Consider the following 14,792-nt stretch of genomic DNA (forward strand, 5'->3'; position numbering starts at 1 on the left):
GAGCCTCACGGTAGCCAGGGGGCCGGGTCGGCGCGCGCCGAACTGTCGGGTTGGTCGGTGATGTCACCCGCCTCCCGAGCATCGGGCGACGTGGCCGGCCCGGCCGGTTCGGCCGGACCGGACGCCTCCGGCGCCTCCGCCCCGACGTCCGTGGGGACGGCGAGGTCCGCGGAGAGCGGGTGGGAGCGGATCGCCGCGGCGAGCTCGCCCTCGATGCGGTCCAGGTACACCCCGGTGGTGGCGATGGAGCGGTGCCCGAGCAGCTCCGCGACGACCTTGACGTCCCAGCCCTCCGCGACGAGGAGGGTCGCGGTGGTGTGCCGCAGGGCGTGGGGCGTCGCGGGACGGCGGTAGGGCGCGGGCATGCGCTCGACCGCGCGGGCCAGGAGCGCGCGCACGGCCTGCGTGTCGACCCGGCGGCCCCGCCAGGTGAGCAGGAGGGCGCGCTGCGCGTCGGGGTCGTCGGGGCGGCGTGCGGCGAGCCGGGGCCGGAGCTCGGCGAGATAGTCCTCGAGCGCGGCGGCCAGGGGCGGCGAGAGCGCCACCGTGCGGATCGAGCCGCCCTTGCCGACGATGCGCCAGCGCGTCTCCTCCGGCTCGCGGGTGAAGTCCGCGACGTCGGCGCGGGCGAGCTCGGAGACCCGGGGGCCGAGGACCAGCAGGAGCGCGACGACGAGCCGGTCGCGCAGCACGAGGGCCTGATCCGTGCGGGGCGCGCGCGACCCGAGGGCTCCCTGCGTGGCGGACGGGCGGGGCGTCGCCGCGGCGGACGCCTGCAGGAGGGCGCCGGCTGCGGTCGCGGACAGCGCGGTGCGCTCCACCCGCAGCCGGTCGCGGGACCGGGCGGGCGGGGCGGCCCACTGCATCGGGTCGGCCTGCACCCAGCACTGCCGGGTGGCGTGGGCGAAGAAGCGGCTGACCGACTGGCGGAAGCGGTTCACGGTCGCGACAGAGCGGCCGGGACCACCCTTGCGGGCCGGGTCGCTGTACCGCTGATCGGGGGTGGCCTGGTAGCGCACGAGGGCGTCGTCGACGTCCTCGCCCGTGACGTCGTCGAGGACGCGATCGCCTCCGACGAGCCGGCCGAGCTCCCGCACGTCCCGCTCGTAGCTGCGCGCGGTGGCGGGGGAGAGGACCCCGCGCACGCTCTCCACCCGGACCGTGGCGAGGTACCGCTCGACCGCGGTCGCGACGTCGACGCGGTCCAGCCGGGGCGGGGCGACCATGCTCGTCCTCCTGGGTGCCTTGGCGGCCGGGCGCGGACCACCCGCGCACCGGTGACCTGCGGCGACGCCCACCGCACGGCCCGGCCCCAGGGTAGGCGGCCGCACCGACATCCCGTCCGGCGACGGGGCGCCGACCGACAAGGACCGGGGGGCGACCCGGTCAGCGGCCGAAGAGGCTCACAGGTCGAACAGGGTGGGCTGCTCGAGGTGGACGCCCTCGGCGTCGAGCATGCGCAGCTTGGTGCGCCGGCCGCCGCGCGCGGAGAAGCCGCCCACCCGGCGCCCCGCGGCCAGGACGCGGTGGCACGGGACGATCGGCGGGAACGGGTTGCGCCCGAGCGCCTGCCCGACGGCCTGGGCGGCGCCGGGGCTGCCCAGGCGGGAGGCGACCTCGCCATAGGTGAGCGTGGCGCCCGCGGGGATGGTGCGCACGACCTCGTAGACGCGACGGTCGAAGTCCGCGACGCCGCTCATGTCGACGTCGATGGCGGACAGGTCCCCGGCCCCGGACCCGAGGAGTCCCGCCACGGCGGAGACCGCGTCGGCCAGGTCACCGTCCGGGGAGGACTCCCGCGCCGACGGGTACCAGCGGCGGACGGCGTCGCGCGTGCCCTCGGCGGAACCCTGGGGGAGCGCGGAGCCCACGACGCGGCCGGGGGAGCGCCACACCAGCGCGCAGTGCCCGATCGCCGTCGGGAAGATGCAGAAGGCGAGCCCGTCGCGGGGTGCGGCCATGTCGTTCACCGTAGGGCCGGGCACCGACACCGCCTCCGCGCCGGGGCAGGCGACGTGCGGAGTCGTGACAGGGGAGCCGCGGATCGCTCCTGCGGCAAAACCACTGTGTTGTGTCATACACAATGGTTTGAGGCGTATGTCCGAATTAGCCTAGCGCGGATCGCGGGCGATGGCGAGGGGTCGATCGGCGGCAGGTCAGGTTGCCCGGCATGGCCGCAGGATGCGCCGCGGCCTGGGCCCGGCAGTCTGCCGGACAGCGCCGGACCGCCACCCGGGGGACCGCGGGGACGAGGTCGCGTCAGGAGCGATGACGAGCGAGGCGCGAGCGACGGCACGGGCGGCCTGCGGGCGCCGGAGAACGCGCGGGGTGCGTCGCAGTCATGACCGTCGGCGCACGGTGGCGCGTGGCGAGGCCTGAGGTCGGATCTGAGGCGAGAACGTCGCAGGTGGTCGATGTCGACGCCGCCCAGAGGTTTCCCGTCAGATTCGTCGTCCGATCGTCGTCCGATCGTCGTCCGATCGTCGTCCGATCGTCGTCCGATCGTCGTCCGATCGTCGTCCGATCGTCGTCCGATCGTCGTCCGATCGGCGTGCGTGCCGCTCGTGCGCCGTGGGCGCGAGCCGCCGGGACGCACCGTCGCCACCCACGGTCGGCGCGGCTCGCCGTCCAGCCGGGCACGCCTATCCGGCGCGACGTCCGGCAGTCGACGCGGGGCGGGTTGTCCGCCGAGAGGGGGCCGCTCTCGAGCCTCGTTCTCCTCCGCGTAATGACATAATGTGCATTATCGGCCATGCATTCAGGATGGCCGCTCCCGCCGAGAACGCCGTCGGGACGCGTCAATCCAGCTCGCGCAGCTCGGCCGTCATCTCACCGCCGGCGTCGCCGGTGTTGACCGTGCCCTGCGGCTCGAACAGCAGCGCGTGCGTCTCCTCGTCGGCGCGCGGACAGTGCTCGACGCCGCGCGGCACGACGAACACGTCCTGCGGCCCCAGCACGACGTCCCTGTCCCGCAGCTGGATCGTCAGCCGCCCGCTGATCACGACGAACAGCTCGTCGGTGTCAGGATGCGTGTGCCACACGAACTCGCCCTTGAGTTTGACGACCTTGACGTCGTAGTCGTTCACGGACGCGAGCCGGTGTGGCTGCCAGGGCTCCGGGACCCTCGACAGGGCGGCGGAGATGTTGCGGACGTCGTCACTCACGCCTCGACGATACGACGTCGGCCTCGGCGGCGGCTCCAACAGGGGCTCGGCTCCCCCGGTACTCCCTGGGCCAGCGGCTCGGGCCCCCCGAGACGCGAAGCTCGAGCTGGCGGAGTCCGTCGTGGCCCGCTACCACGGCGCGGTAGCGGCGGCCGACGCCCGGGCGGCGAACACGCGCCGCGGGCCGACGGTCTTCGTCCAGGCGGTGAACTTCGCCATGACCTCTGGGATCGGGCGCGCGCCCTCGGTCGCGGCCGCCCAGACCGACGGCGGCTGGGTGTCGAACCAGTCCAGCGTGTCCGGGTTCGGCGCGGCGCCGGGCAGCGGCTCGAGCACCGCCTCGAACTCGTCCACGACGCGCTCCCCCGGCCGCCGTCGACCGGTCCAGGACGACAGCGATGTCCACGACGACATGTCCACGACGGGTCAGCGGCCGGGGTGCGACCGCCAGTGCCCGGCGACGGGCCGGCCGGCGCGCTCGTGGGGCGGAACCCAGGTGGCGGCGGGGCCGGTGCCCGCTCCCCCGCCCCGCGTCCTGCCGAGGGCTCGCGCGACGTCGGCGGAGCGGGCCGCCGCGCGGTCGGCGAACCGTGCGGCGACGTCGGCGGAGACGAGGTCGCGCTCGCCGGCCGCGGCGTCGCGCACGGCGTCCGGCCAGGCGGCCGCGTACGCGGCGGCGGTGCCCAGGAGCCAGCCCGCGTCGACGCCCAGCTCTCCGGCGGCGCGCTCGACGTTCCGGGCGCCCAGCGCGCGCAGCCGGTACTCACCGCCGAGCTTCATGGCGAGCCGCGCCTTGAAGCGGACCTCGTCGGCGGGCCACAGCAGCGCGGCGCTGACCAGGTCGTACAGGGGCGCCAGCACGGTGCGGGCCCCCACGTGCAACAGGGCGAGGTTCTTGGCGTGCGCGTCGGTGCCGGCGACCACCCAGTTGAGGACGACGGAGCGTGCCAGGTCGTCGCGGGAGCGGGCGAGGTCGCGCCGGTCGACGGCCCGCGCGACGACGGCCGCGACGTCCCGCACGCCCGGGCCGCCGTCGGACTCGTACTTGGCGGAGCGCCACAGGCCGAGGGCTTGGCACAGGTCCTCCTGGTGCAGCCGGCGCGCGCCGCCGCCGGGCGTCGGCACGCGGTCGAACCTCTCGACCACCACGGCGCCCTGGTCCTCGAACCAGGCCGTCTCCACGCCCGCGACGGGGAGCCCGAGCGAGCGCGCTGCGCGCATGGTCACGAGCTCGGCCGCGGCGGAGTCGGCGACGCCGTCGACGCCGATCTTGAAGATGTGGGTGCTGGCGCCGCGCCCGGTGGGCTGGTGCCAGGTGCCGTCGGCGGCGCGAGCCAGCGCGAACTTGCCCTGCTGCCCACCCAGGGAGAACCGGCCCCCGTGCCGCTCGAACGCCCACGAGCTGTCGTCGGCGCGCAGCTCGCGCAGGTGCGCCGCGACCTCCGCCTCGTCCAGGGGGCGCGAGCCGGCGCCGTCGTGCGGCTCCTCGCCCTCGGGCACCACCTGCACCGCGCCCGCGCAGTCGGCGCCCATGTGGCGCAGCAGGGCGAACGCCGTCGCGCGCCGCTCGTCGAACTGCGCGGCCCAGCGGGCGCGGACGGTGTCGCTGTCGGGCAGGAGGTTGTCGATCCACGGCATGACGACGTCCGGGCCGTGCTCGGTGACGTGCCGGGGCATACTCACCGACAGCGACGGCGCGGCGCGCAGCGTCTGGTAGGCGGGCACGTAGGCGAAGGTGACGTCGCCGCCCCGCCCGCGCCGCAGCGTGCCAGCATGGGCGCCGTCGAGCCAGACGTCGAGCCGGTCAGCCACGCGCCCGCCCCAGGACGGTCTCGAGCGCGTCGTCCGGCTCGTCGGGGACGACGTCGACGACGAGGTCGACGGCGCGCAGCGCGTCCAGCACCAGGTCGAGCCGCGCGGTGGGCGCCCCCGCCTCGGCCGCGATGACCCACTGGCGGGACACGTCGACGGCGGCCGCGAGCTGGGCCTGCGTCATTCCCTTGTCCTTGCGGGCGCGGCGCAGCAGCGCGCCGAGCTGCTCGGCGTCGGCGACGATCATGGTCCCCTCCCCTGCCCCGCGGACGGATGTCAGCGGTAGACGACATCTGGTGCGATGTCAACGCTAAGTAACATTGGTCCAGATGTCAACGAACGGTGACATCGATGCCCCAGCGACGCTTCCACCGGGGCGCCCAGTCGTCATCCATGAAAGTTCCTTTCGCCGCCGGGTGGTGCCGGGGGCAAGTCTTGACGTCGCCCGGGGGCGGTCCTAACTTTCAGGTCAGGCGCACCCGGACAACGACGTCCCACGGTCCCGCACCGTCGCGCGCCAGTCCGACACAGGAGGACCTCGTGAAGGATCTAGGAACCAGGCGCCTCGTGCGCTCGACGGCGGTGCTGGCGGGCGCGGGCCTGCTGCTCGCCGCCGTCTCCCCCGCCCAGGCGCAGACCACCGCCCCGACCAGCACCACCGGCAGCCCGGCCGCCGCGGCGTCGAGCGCCGACATCGCGGCGATGGTCGACGCCATGACGCTCGACCAGAAGATCGGCCAGATGACGTGGACCCACGTCTACGGCTCGTCCGCGCACGACACGTCCATGGCGGCCAGCAACCAGGCCCGCTACGGGGTGGACACCCCGGCCGAGGTGGTGCAGAAGTACGACCTCGGCGGCGTGCTCTACTTCGCCTGGTCGGGCAACACGAACAACCCGCAGCAGGTCAACGGGCTGTCCAACGGCCTGCAGGACGCGGCGCTCGCGGACGGCGGGCCCGGCATCCCGCTGGCCGTCACCATCGACCAGGAAGGCGGCCTCGTGGCCCGCGTCGGGCCGCCGGCCACGGCGCTGCCGGGCAACATGGCGCTCGGCGCGACCTTCGACGCGGGCCTCGCCCGCGCGCAGGGCGACATCCTCGGCTCGGAGCTGAAGGCGATGGGCGTCAACGTCGACTTCGCCCCCGTGCTCGACCTCAACACCAACCCCGACAACCCCGTCATCGGGGTGCGGTCGATGGGCGCCGACCCGGCGACCGTGAGCAGGCTCGGGGTGGCCCAGATCCAGGGCATCCAGCAGCACATCACCGCCACCGCGAAGCACTTCCCGGGCCACGGCGACACCGAGACCGACTCCCACTACGGGCTGCCCGAGGTCACCTACGACCGCGCGACCCTGGACAAGCACCTGGAGCCGTTCCGCGCCGCGATCGACGCAGGGATCGACATGATCATGACGGCGCACATCGTCGTCGACGCGATCGACCCCGACCTGCCGGGCACCCTGTCGCCCAAGGTCCTCACCGGGCTGCTGCGCGACGAGATGGGCTTCGACGGGATCATCACCACCGACGCCCTCGACATGGAAGCGATGACCGACAACTGGTCGCAGGAGGAGATGTCCGTCAAGGCCATCCAGGCCGGCTCCGACATCCTGCTCAACTCCCCGGACGTGGACGCGTCCATCGCCGGTGTGAAGCAGGCCGTGGCGGACGGGGCGATCACCGAGGCCCGGCTCGACCAGTCCGTCACCCGGATCCTGGAGTGGAAGGCGAAGCGCGGCATCCTCGCGGACCCGTACGCCGACCCGGCCCAGGTCGGGCAGGTCGTGGGCTCCCCCGCGCACCTGGCCACGGCCGCGACCATCGCGGACCGGTCCATCACCAACGTGCGCAACGAGGACCGGGTTCTCCCGCTGCAGCCGGGCGAGGACTCGGTGCTCGTGGTGGGCGCCGGGTCCGGGTGGCCCGAGCGGCTGGCCCCGCTGCTCGCCGCACGCGGGTTCGAGGTCACCACCGAGCTCGAGAACGGCAGCTCGCCGTCGGCGGCCTACCGGGCCCGCGCGGTCGCGGCAGCAGCGGGCGTCGACGCCGTCGTCTTCACCTCGTACAACGCGAGCGGCAACCCCGCGCAGCAGGCGATGGTGGACGCGCTCGCGGCGACGGGCAAGCCCGTGATCGTGGTGGCCTCCCGCAACCCGTACGACATCAACGTGTTCCCGGCCGCGGACGCCGTGCTGAACAGCTACGGGTACGCGGTCGTGAACTACCAGGCAGTGGTGCGGGCGATCGCTGGCGACATCAACACCCTCGGCAAGCTGCCGGTCGCGGTGCCGACGGCGGACGGGACACAGACGCTGTTCCCGCTCGGCTTCGGCCACCGGTACCCGAGCTGGCCGCACCTTCCCGGGTCGGGCAAGCCCGGGAAGTGACGGCCTGAGGTCGCACGCGACGGCGGGCGTGGGGTGCTCCCCCACGCCCGCCGTCGTGCGAGGTCGTCCCTGTGCGGCCCTCGCGTGCGGTGTCGCACTCAGACGCCGCCGAGGCGCTCGAAGCTGAGGAGCGGGCCGACGGTGATGCCTCCGTCGACGGGCAGCGTGACGCCCGTGATCCAGCCGGCGTCGTCGGAGGCGAGGAACGCGATGGCGGCGGCGACGTCCTCGGGCTCACCGACGCGGCCGAGCGGGTACAGCGGGGTGAGCTTGTCCGGGCCGCCCTGGTGGTCCCACACGCGCGTGCGGACGGTGCCGGGCGCGACGACGTTGATGCGCACGCCGCGTTCCCCGAGGCGGACGGCGAGGTTCCGCGCGAGGGAGACGAGCCCCGCTTTCGCCGCGGAGTAGTCGTCGCCGCCGAAGGCCTGCAGCCCGTTCACGGATCCGACGAGCACGATCGCCCCGCCGCGGGGCAGGTGCGGCACCGCCGCGCGGACGCAGCGCACGGGTCCGGCGAGGTTGAGGTCGAGGCCGGCCGCCCAGGTGGCGTCGTCCATCCCCTCGACCACCGACGGGTGCGGGGTGTCGCCGCCTGCGACGCCGACGAGCGCGTCCAGGCGGCCGTGCCGCTCGAGGACGGCGGCGACCGCGGCGTCGACGGACGCACGGTCGCGCACGTCGCACGGGACGGTGCTGGCTTCGGCCTGCCCGGGCCCGGCGGGCGGGAGGTCGTCGACGGTGTGCCGCGCGGCGTCGTGGTCGAGATCGGCGACGACGAGGGTGGCGCCCTCGTCGTGCAGGCGCCGCACGGTGGCGGCGCCGATGCCGTGCGCGCCGCCGGTGACGAGCACCACGCGTCCTTCGAAGCGTCGGGTCACGGTCTCCTCCTCATCGAGTCCAGTCGTGTCCTGCCGGGTCCTGCCGTGCGTTCTCGTGCCCACGGGGCGTCAGAGCGTGAGGCGGTAGTACCGCTCCTCGCCGTACCGCTCGAAACCCGCCTTGCGGAGGATGCGCGCGGAGGTGCTGACGCGCCCCTTGACGAGCGCGAGGGTGGCGCCGGCGGCGTACGCGATGCGGAGCCGCTCGACGAGGACGGCGCGGTACGCGCCGCGCCCGCGCCGGTCGGGCAGGGTGCCCGCGCCCCACAGCCGGGCGACGGTGCCGAGGTCGGGGCGCGGCCCGGGCGCGAGGGTGAGGCCGGCGGTGGCGACGGGCTCGTCGTCGAGGTAGGCGACGACGCGGGCCTCGTGGCCGCCGTCGGCGAGGAGGGTGCGCGCGTTCTCGGCGAGCCGGTCGTCGTCCATGGGCTGCTGGTCCCACACGACGGTGTCGACGCGGTCGGCGTCGCGCAGACCGTCGATGTCGGTGACGCGCCGGACGACGACCCGCTCGGCGGCGTCGCGGGGCGGCTCGTCGAGGGCGCGGGCGAGCACGTCGACGGTGTCCTCGAGGCGGGCGCCGCGCGCGAGCAGCTCCGCGGTGACGTCGGGGGTGCTGCTGGCCGACACCCACACGCCGAGGGTGTCGCTCTTCCACTCCCGGGCCTGGTCGACGGCCCCGCGCAGGACCTCGGCGGGCGTGCGCTGCGAGGCCAACCCGGTCAGCACCACCCGCCCGTGCGCCCAGGCGGGCCACCGCGTGAGGGTGACGTCGGTGGTGCGGCACTCGGCGTCCGGCGGCACCCACGACCAGTCGGCAGCGGCGCGCAGCACGGTCGAGGCGTCCCAGGCGTCGCTCATGACGGCAACCTAGCGAACGGCGCCGGACGGCGGGCGGCGGCGCGCGGTTCCCCCGGACCGGCGCGGACGCGGCCGCTCAGAGGCCGGCGGCGAGGGAGCGCACGACGTCGGCTGCGGGCCCCGTGGGCGCCGCGCGGTGGCCGGCGCCGGCCCACAGGTGGAGGCGGTCGGCGTCGCCGGTCGCGGCGGCCCGGCGGCGCAGCTCTCGGGTGAGGTGGTGCACCTGCGGGTACCCGAGCGGGGCGGCCTCGTCGTGCCGGCGGACGAAGCCGTTGCGCAGCGCGCGGGCGGGGCGCCCGGTGAAGGCGCGGGTCACGGTCGTGGCGTCGAAGCGGGGGTCGACGAGCGCGTCGCGGTGCGTGGTCGACGCCCCCGACTCGTCGGTGCGCAGCAGCAGGGTGCCCATGGCGACGGCCTGCGCCCCCGCCGCCAGCAGCCGGGCGGCGGCGCGAGGGCCGTCCACTCCCCCGGCGGCGACCAGCGGCAGCCGGGTGCGCGCCGCCACCGCCGCGACGACCTCCGCCGTGTCGGCGTCGCCCACGGCCCGGGCGGGGTCCCAGGCGCCGCTGTGCCCGCCCGCACGAGGTCCCTGCACGACGAGCCCGTCGGCGCCGAGCTCCTGCGCGGCCGCGGCCTCCTGCGGCGTCGTGACCGTCACCAGGACGAGGGACCCGACCGCCTGCAGGGCGGCGACGTCGGCCGCGGGCGGCGGCCCGAACGTGCACGACACGACGGGCACCGGGTCACGGCGCAGCACGTCGACCTTGGCCGCCCACGCGTCGTCGTCGGCCGCGGGCACCGCGCCCGGGTCGAGGGTCACGCCCAGCGCCGCGGCCTCGGGCGCGAGCCTCCGGGCGTAGGCCGCGAGCGCCGTGGGGTCGAGGGTGGGGGTGCCGGTCGGCGGCGGGACGAAGAGGTTGACGCCGAAGGGGCGTCCGTGGGCGTGGGCGGCGCGGACCTGTGCGGCGAGGGCGTCGGGGGTCTGGTAGCCGCCGGCGAGGAAGGCGAGGGCGCCGGCGTCGGTGGTGGCGGCGAGGAGGTCGTGCGTGGTGGCGCCGCCGGCCATGGGGGCGGCGACGAGGGGCAGGTCGGTGTCGAGGAGGCGGGTGGCCGTCGGTGGCGTGGTCGGCATGCTGCCATCGTGCCCCCGTGCCGTCGTAGGGTCCGGTCATGACGCGGACGGACGATGCCAGTTCCCGGAGCTCTGTGCCTTCGTCGGAGGGGTCGCCCTCGGGGAGTCCGCTCTCTGGGCGGTTGGCCCTCGGGCGGCTGGTCTCGCACGTGCGGCAGGCGGGTGACGGTGTGGTGTCGACGCTGGGGCCGGACGGGGGGCCGCAGGCGGCGTACCTGGCGGTGGCGGTGACGGACGCGGGTGAGCTGGTGTTCGACGCTCGGGTGGGGTCGCGCAAGGTGGTGAACGTGGCCCGGGACGCACGGGTCGCCGTGGTGGTGGGCGGCGCGGGTGGGACGACGTTGCAGGTGCAGGGGGTGGCGGACGTGCCGTCGGGCGTGGACCGGGAGCGGTGTGTGGCGGCGTACGCGGCGGCGTTCCCGCAGTTCGCGGGGTCGTTGGCGGACCCGGGGATCGTGGTGCTGCGGGTGCGGGTCCGGTGGGCGCGGTGGGGTGACTTCCGGGTGTCTCCGCCGGTGCTGGAGGAGGCGTCGGGGGGTGTGCGTGCCTGACGGTCCCCGTGTGGTGCGGCTCGTGGATCCGCCGGGGGTGAGGTGCGTGCCCGGCCGTCCTGTCGGGACGGGTGCCCTGGTGCTGGCTGGGTCGAGCGGTCGGGTGGACGAGGGGCGGGCGCGACTCCTGGCCCGGCACGGGGTGCTGGCGGAGTCGGTGCGCTGGTTCGGGGGCCCTGGGCAGCACGCCGGCGCGTGGGAGATCCCGGTGGAGACGTTCGTGCGCCGTGTGGAGGCGCTCGTGTCCGGGTGGGTGCCGGCCGACGACCCGCCGTCGTTCCGGGAGCTGTACCGGTTGTCGAGGGAGGCCGATCCCGGGCGGGTCGCCGCGGCCGCGATCGCGGCGGAGCGCGTCCCGGAGGTGGTGCTCGTCGCGGGTGGCGACGACCGGGTGTGGCCGGCGGCGGCGCACGCGGAGGCGATTGCGGCGCGCCGGGCCCGGCACGGGCTGGCGACGACGGTCGTGACGGATGCCGAGGCGGGTCACCGGGTGGTGCTGCCGGGCGAGCCCCGGGTCGCGGGCGGGATGGCGATGCGCCGGGGCGGCACGGAGGCGGCGGACCGGCGGCTCGGCGCGGCCGCGTGGGCGGCCGTGCGCGAGGTGCTGCGGCTCCCCGGTGTCGAGGCCTGACGGGGTGTGACCCTGCCCTTGATCCCGATGTCCCGGACCGGCCGGGCGGTCAGCGCCAGCCGAGGGCGGGCGCGACGTGCTGGACGACGTTCTCGATGATGTGGGCGTTGTAGTCGACGCCGAGCTGGTTGGGCACGGTGAGCAGCAGGGTGTCGGCGGCGGCGACGGCTTCGTCGGTGGCGAGGTCGGCGACGATGGCGTCGAGGTCGCCGGCGTAGGTCTTGCCGAACCGGGAGCGGACGCCCTCGAGGAGGCCGACCTGGTCGGTGCTGGCGGTCTCCGTGCCGAAGTAGGCGCGGTCGCGGTCGTCGGTGAGGGGGAAGATGCTGCGCGAGACGGAGACGCGGGGCTCGCGCTGGTGCCCGGCGGCCTTCCAGGCGTCGCGGTAGCGCTGGATCTGCTCGGCCTGCAGGCGGTGGAACGGCACGCCCGTGTCCTCGGACAGCAGGGTGGAGCTCATGAGGTTCATGCCCTGCGCGGCGGCCTGTTCGGCGGTGGCGCGGGTGCCGGCACCCCACCAGATGCGCTCGCGCAGCCCCTCGGAGTGGGGCTCGACGCGCAGCAGGCCGGGCGGGTTGGGGAACATGGGGCGCGGGTTGGGCTCGGCGAAGCCCTCGCCCTCGAGCACCTCGAGGAACCGGGCGGTGTGGCGGCGGGCCATGTCGGCGTCGGACTCCCCCGGCCGGGGCTCGTGCCCGAGGTGGCGGTACCCGTCGACGACCTGCTCGGGCGACCCGCGGCTGATGCCGAGCTGCAGGCGCCCGCCGGAGATGAGGTCGGCGGCGCCGGCGTCCTCCGCCATGTACAGGGGGTTCTCGTAGCGCATGTCGATGACGGCGGTGCCGATCTCGATGCGGCTGGTGCGGGCGCCGACGGCGGCGAGCAGCGGGAACGGGGACGCGAGCTGGCGGGCGAAGTGGTGCACGCGGAAGTACGCGCCGTCGGCGCCGAGCTCCTCCGCGGCGACGGCGAGGTCGATCGACTGCAGGAGGGCGTCGGACGCGGAGCGGGTGGCGGACTGCGGGTGCGGTGTCCAGTGGCCGAAGGAGAGGAATCCGAGGTTCTTCACGGGGGCGTCAACCTCCTGGGCGTCGGGGGGCTTCCCGGTCGTTCTCGATCCTTGCCGTGGTCGGCCCTGTTCGCCCGTGCGACGTCGCTCCGCCCAGGTGGTGGCGCACCTTCGGAGCGCTCCGAGGGTGCACGACCGCCTGCTCGGTGGTGTGGCGGCGACGGCGTGGCGGCATCCCGGGTGCTTTTGCCCGTGCCGCGGGGTCCGCGGCGCCCCTAGCCTGGGCGCATGACCCTCGCTCACGACGTCGCCGGTGACCCCGGCGCGCCCGCCGTCCTGCTGGTGCACGCCGGCGTGGCCGACCGCCGCATGTGGGACGCCGTCGTCCCCGCCCTCGCCCGTACGTTCCGGGTGATCCGCCCCGACCTGCGCGGCTTCGGCGACTCGCCGCTGCCGGTGGGTGCCGGCCCGACGGCGGACGGCGAGCCCGCCCACCGGTACACGAACGCGGGCGACCTGGCCGCCCTGCTGGACGAGCTCGGCGTGGCCGATGCCGCTGTCGTCGGTTCGTCGTTCGGTGGGAAGGTCGCCCTCGAGCTGACCACGGCACACCCCGGGCTGGTGCGCGAGCTGGTGCTGCTGTGCCCGGCGGCGCCCGGCGTCCCCGACACGGACACGTCCGACGCGTTCGACGCCGAGGAGGGGCGCCTGCTCGAGGCCGGCGACGTGGAGGGTGCGGTACGGCTCAACGTGGCGACGTGGCTCGGCCCGGACGCCGACGACGCCGCCCGGGACGCGCTCGCGACCATGCAGCGGCGGGCGTTCGAGGTCCAGCTCGCCGCGGACGCGGCCGCGAGCGCCGCGGGGGCGCCGGAGCCGGGCCCGGACGGCGTGGAGGTCGACCTGCCGGGGATCCACGTGCCGACGTTCGTCGTCCAGGGGGCGCACGACATGGACCTGCTGCGCGCGTGCGCCCGGCACGTGGCCGACGAGGTGCCGGGGGCCGAGCTGTCGGTGCTGGACTGGGCGGGGCACCTGCCCGTGCTGGAGCGGCCGGACGCGGTGCAGGCGCTGCTGCTGGACGTGCTGCGCGACGACCCGACGGTGCACGCCCCCTGACGGCGCCGTCGACCGGCGTGGGGTGACCGGGAAGCCCTGCATGGTGGCCCGGGCCCGAGGGCGAGGTCAGCGGGCGAGCCACTGGTCGTGCACGATCTTGACGACGAGGCCGACGACGACGATCAGCAGGACGGCGCGCACGAACCCGGCGCCGCGGGCGAGCGCGGTGCGCGCGCCGACGATGCCGCCCGCGACGTTCGCCACGGCCATGCCCGCACCGAGCAGCCACAGCACGTGCCCGAGGAGGCCGAACAGGGCGAGCGCGCCCAGGTCGCTGCCGATGCTCACGACCTTCGCCATCGCAGACCCGCGCAGGAAGTCGGTGCCCAGCGCGGTGACGAACAGGGCGACGAGCAGCACCCCCGTGCCGGAGCCGACGACGCCGCTGTAGAACCCGACCGTCGAGGCCCCGACGGCGAGCACGAGGGTGGGCCGCCACGCGGGCACCGCCGTGCCGGCGCAGGGTTGAGGCCGAGGGTCGGGGCGCGGGTCGGGGTGTGCCCGGTCCCCCGGCCGGGCGACGACGGCCCACACCCCGACGGCGACGAGGGTCGCCGCGACGACGAGCACGATGACGTCGCGTGGCAGGTGGGAGGCGGTGACGGCGCCGACGAGGGCGGTGGGCAGCCCCAGGGCGGCGGCCACGAGCGCGCGCCGGCGGTCGAGGCCCACCCGGGTGACGTAGGTGACGGCGGCGCCCGACGTCCCGGTGATGGCGACGAGCTTGTTGGTGCCGAGCACGGTGGCGACGGGCACGGACGGCAGCGCCAGCATGAGCGCGGGGACCTGGACGAGCCCGCCCCCGCCGACGACGGCGTCGAGCCATCCGGCCGCGAAGGCGACGGCGATGAGCAGGCAGATGGCGGCGGGGTCGACGTGCAGGCCCATGGGGTGCTCCTCGGTGCGTGCTGCGGTGCGTTCCTCGCCGGCGTCCACCGAGCCTGGCCGTCCGGCGGGAGCCTCGGGCGGCGGGGACCGGGGGTCCACCGTCCGGTGGACGACACGGCCCGGGGGTGCGGTCGACGATGGTGCGGACGGTGGTGCGGACGGTGGTGCGAGGGACGAGGGTGGAAGGCAGGTGGCCGCTGTGCTGGCCGCTGGGTCGGTGACCGGGTGCCGGGGGCGCCGGGGGTGCGGCGCCGCCGTACACGGAGCCAGAGGGTGACTCGCGGCGCGGTGACACGGACCGGGCGCACATTCGACGAGGGTGCAAGGTCGGGTGCCCGGTGCCGGGGGCGACT

The 14,792-nt window shown here is 75.6% G+C and carries 15 protein-coding genes; 4 read left to right on the plus strand and 11 right to left on the minus strand.

Annotated features, from left to right (window positions below; genetic code table 11):
• Positions 1 to 5: 5 nt before the first annotated feature.
• From ACWF41_RS17060 to ACWF41_RS17085, 6 genes are all read right to left on the minus strand, one after another.
• Positions 6 to 1,226, minus strand: a complete 1,221-nt coding sequence (locus ACWF41_RS17060) for a tyrosine-type recombinase/integrase (protein ID WP_380325429.1) — start codon at positions 1,224 to 1,226, stop codon at positions 6 to 8.
• Between the two features lie 177 nt (positions 1,227 to 1,403).
• The gene (locus tag ACWF41_RS17065) at positions 1,404 to 1,961 is read right to left on the minus strand and encodes a methylated-DNA--[protein]-cysteine S-methyltransferase (RefSeq protein WP_380325432.1); all 558 of its coding nucleotides are present in this window, start codon (positions 1,959 to 1,961) and stop codon (positions 1,404 to 1,406) included.
• Positions 1,962 to 2,798: 837 nt separating this feature from the next.
• On the minus strand, positions 2,799 to 3,164 hold the full coding sequence (locus ACWF41_RS17070) for a cupin domain-containing protein (RefSeq protein WP_380325435.1): 366 nt from the start codon (positions 3,162 to 3,164) through the stop codon (positions 2,799 to 2,801).
• A gap of 129 nt (positions 3,165 to 3,293) precedes the next feature.
• Complete coding sequence (locus tag ACWF41_RS17075; protein WP_380325438.1) at positions 3,294 to 3,518, minus strand: hypothetical protein; 225 nt, start codon at positions 3,516 to 3,518, stop codon at positions 3,294 to 3,296.
• 72 nt (positions 3,519 to 3,590) lie between these two features.
• Complete coding sequence (locus ACWF41_RS17080) at positions 3,591 to 4,976, minus strand: HipA domain-containing protein (protein ID WP_380325441.1); 1,386 nt, start codon at positions 4,974 to 4,976, stop codon at positions 3,591 to 3,593.
• Complete coding sequence (locus ACWF41_RS17085; protein ID WP_380325444.1) at positions 4,969 to 5,223, minus strand: helix-turn-helix domain-containing protein; 255 nt, start codon at positions 5,221 to 5,223, stop codon at positions 4,969 to 4,971. The genes ACWF41_RS17080 and ACWF41_RS17085 overlap by 8 nt, the downstream gene beginning before the upstream one ends.
• A 293-nt stretch (positions 5,224 to 5,516) precedes the next feature.
• Between ACWF41_RS17085 and ACWF41_RS17090 the strand changes: the two genes are divergently transcribed.
• Positions 5,517 to 7,367, plus strand: a complete 1,851-nt coding sequence (locus ACWF41_RS17090) for a glycoside hydrolase family 3 protein (protein ID WP_380325447.1) — start codon at positions 5,517 to 5,519, stop codon at positions 7,365 to 7,367.
• A 98-nt stretch (positions 7,368 to 7,465) separates the two neighbouring features.
• On the opposite strand, the gene ACWF41_RS17095 is transcribed toward ACWF41_RS17090, so the two are convergent.
• From ACWF41_RS17095 to ACWF41_RS17105, 3 genes are all read right to left on the minus strand, one after another.
• Positions 7,466 to 8,248 carry an SDR family NAD(P)-dependent oxidoreductase gene (locus tag ACWF41_RS17095; protein WP_380322755.1) on the minus strand — a complete coding sequence of 261 codons (783 nt, stop codon included), beginning with the start codon at positions 8,246 to 8,248 and terminating at the stop codon, positions 7,466 to 7,468.
• 69 nt (positions 8,249 to 8,317) lie between these two features.
• On the minus strand, positions 8,318 to 9,109 hold the full coding sequence (locus ACWF41_RS17100; protein WP_380322752.1) for a GNAT family N-acetyltransferase: 792 nt from the start codon (positions 9,107 to 9,109) through the stop codon (positions 8,318 to 8,320).
• Positions 9,110 to 9,185: 76 nt separating this feature from the next.
• Positions 9,186 to 10,241: a nitronate monooxygenase gene (locus ACWF41_RS17105; protein ID WP_380322749.1), complete on the minus strand. Its 1,056-nt coding sequence runs from the start codon at positions 10,239 to 10,241 to the stop codon at positions 9,186 to 9,188.
• Between the two features lie 170 nt (positions 10,242 to 10,411).
• On the opposite strand from ACWF41_RS17105, the gene ACWF41_RS17110 reads away from it, so the two are divergent.
• Both ACWF41_RS17110 and ACWF41_RS17115 read left to right on the plus strand, forming a co-directional pair.
• A complete protein-coding gene (locus ACWF41_RS17110) occupies positions 10,412 to 10,792 on the plus strand; it encodes a pyridoxamine 5'-phosphate oxidase family protein (protein ID WP_380322746.1) in 381 nt (126 codons plus the stop codon).
• 46 nt (positions 10,793 to 10,838) lie between these two features.
• A complete protein-coding gene (locus ACWF41_RS17115; protein ID WP_380346932.1) occupies positions 10,839 to 11,423 on the plus strand; it encodes a hypothetical protein in 585 nt (194 codons plus the stop codon).
• 49 nt (positions 11,424 to 11,472) lie between these two features.
• Here ACWF41_RS17115 and ACWF41_RS17120 read toward each other — a convergent pair whose 3' ends face one another.
• Positions 11,473 to 12,492, minus strand: coding sequence for an LLM class flavin-dependent oxidoreductase (locus ACWF41_RS17120; protein WP_380322740.1), 1,020 nt, complete (start codon positions 12,490 to 12,492; stop codon positions 11,473 to 11,475).
• 228 nt (positions 12,493 to 12,720) lie between these two features.
• Here ACWF41_RS17120 and ACWF41_RS17125 point away from each other — a divergent pair, with 228 nt between their 5' ends.
• Positions 12,721 to 13,551: an alpha/beta fold hydrolase gene (locus ACWF41_RS17125; protein WP_380322737.1), complete on the plus strand. Its 831-nt coding sequence runs from the start codon at positions 12,721 to 12,723 to the stop codon at positions 13,549 to 13,551.
• A 66-nt stretch (positions 13,552 to 13,617) separates the two neighbouring features.
• Here the strand turns inward: ACWF41_RS17125 and ACWF41_RS17130 are convergent, their stop codons facing one another.
• Positions 13,618 to 14,439: a sulfite exporter TauE/SafE family protein gene (locus tag ACWF41_RS17130; RefSeq protein WP_380322734.1), complete on the minus strand. Its 822-nt coding sequence runs from the start codon at positions 14,437 to 14,439 to the stop codon at positions 13,618 to 13,620.
• Positions 14,440 to 14,792: the final 353 nt, after the last annotated feature.

It is taken from the genome of Isoptericola sp. NPDC055063 (assembly GCF_053608125.1).

Coding starts and splice junctions, on each gene's coding strand:
- ACWF41_RS17060 (WP_380325429.1), bottom strand. CDS start 1,226: ATGGTCGCCCCGCCCCGGCTGGACCGCGTCGACGTCGCGACCGCGGTC.
- ACWF41_RS17065 (WP_380325432.1), bottom strand. CDS start 1,961: ATGGCCGCACCCCGCGACGGGCTCGCCTTCTGCATCTTCCCGACGGCG.
- ACWF41_RS17085 (WP_380325444.1), bottom strand. CDS start 5,223: ATGATCGTCGCCGACGCCGAGCAGCTCGGCGCGCTGCTGCGCCGCGCC.
- ACWF41_RS17100 (WP_380322752.1), bottom strand. CDS start 9,109: ATGAGCGACGCCTGGGACGCCTCGACCGTGCTGCGCGCCGCTGCCGAC.
- ACWF41_RS17105 (WP_380322749.1), bottom strand. CDS start 10,241: ATGCCGACCACGCCACCGACGGCCACCCGCCTCCTCGACACCGACCTG.
- ACWF41_RS17125 (WP_380322737.1), top strand. CDS start 12,721: ATGACCCTCGCTCACGACGTCGCCGGTGACCCCGGCGCGCCCGCCGTC.
- ACWF41_RS17130 (WP_380322734.1), bottom strand. CDS start 14,439: ATGGGCCTGCACGTCGACCCCGCCGCCATCTGCCTGCTCATCGCCGTC.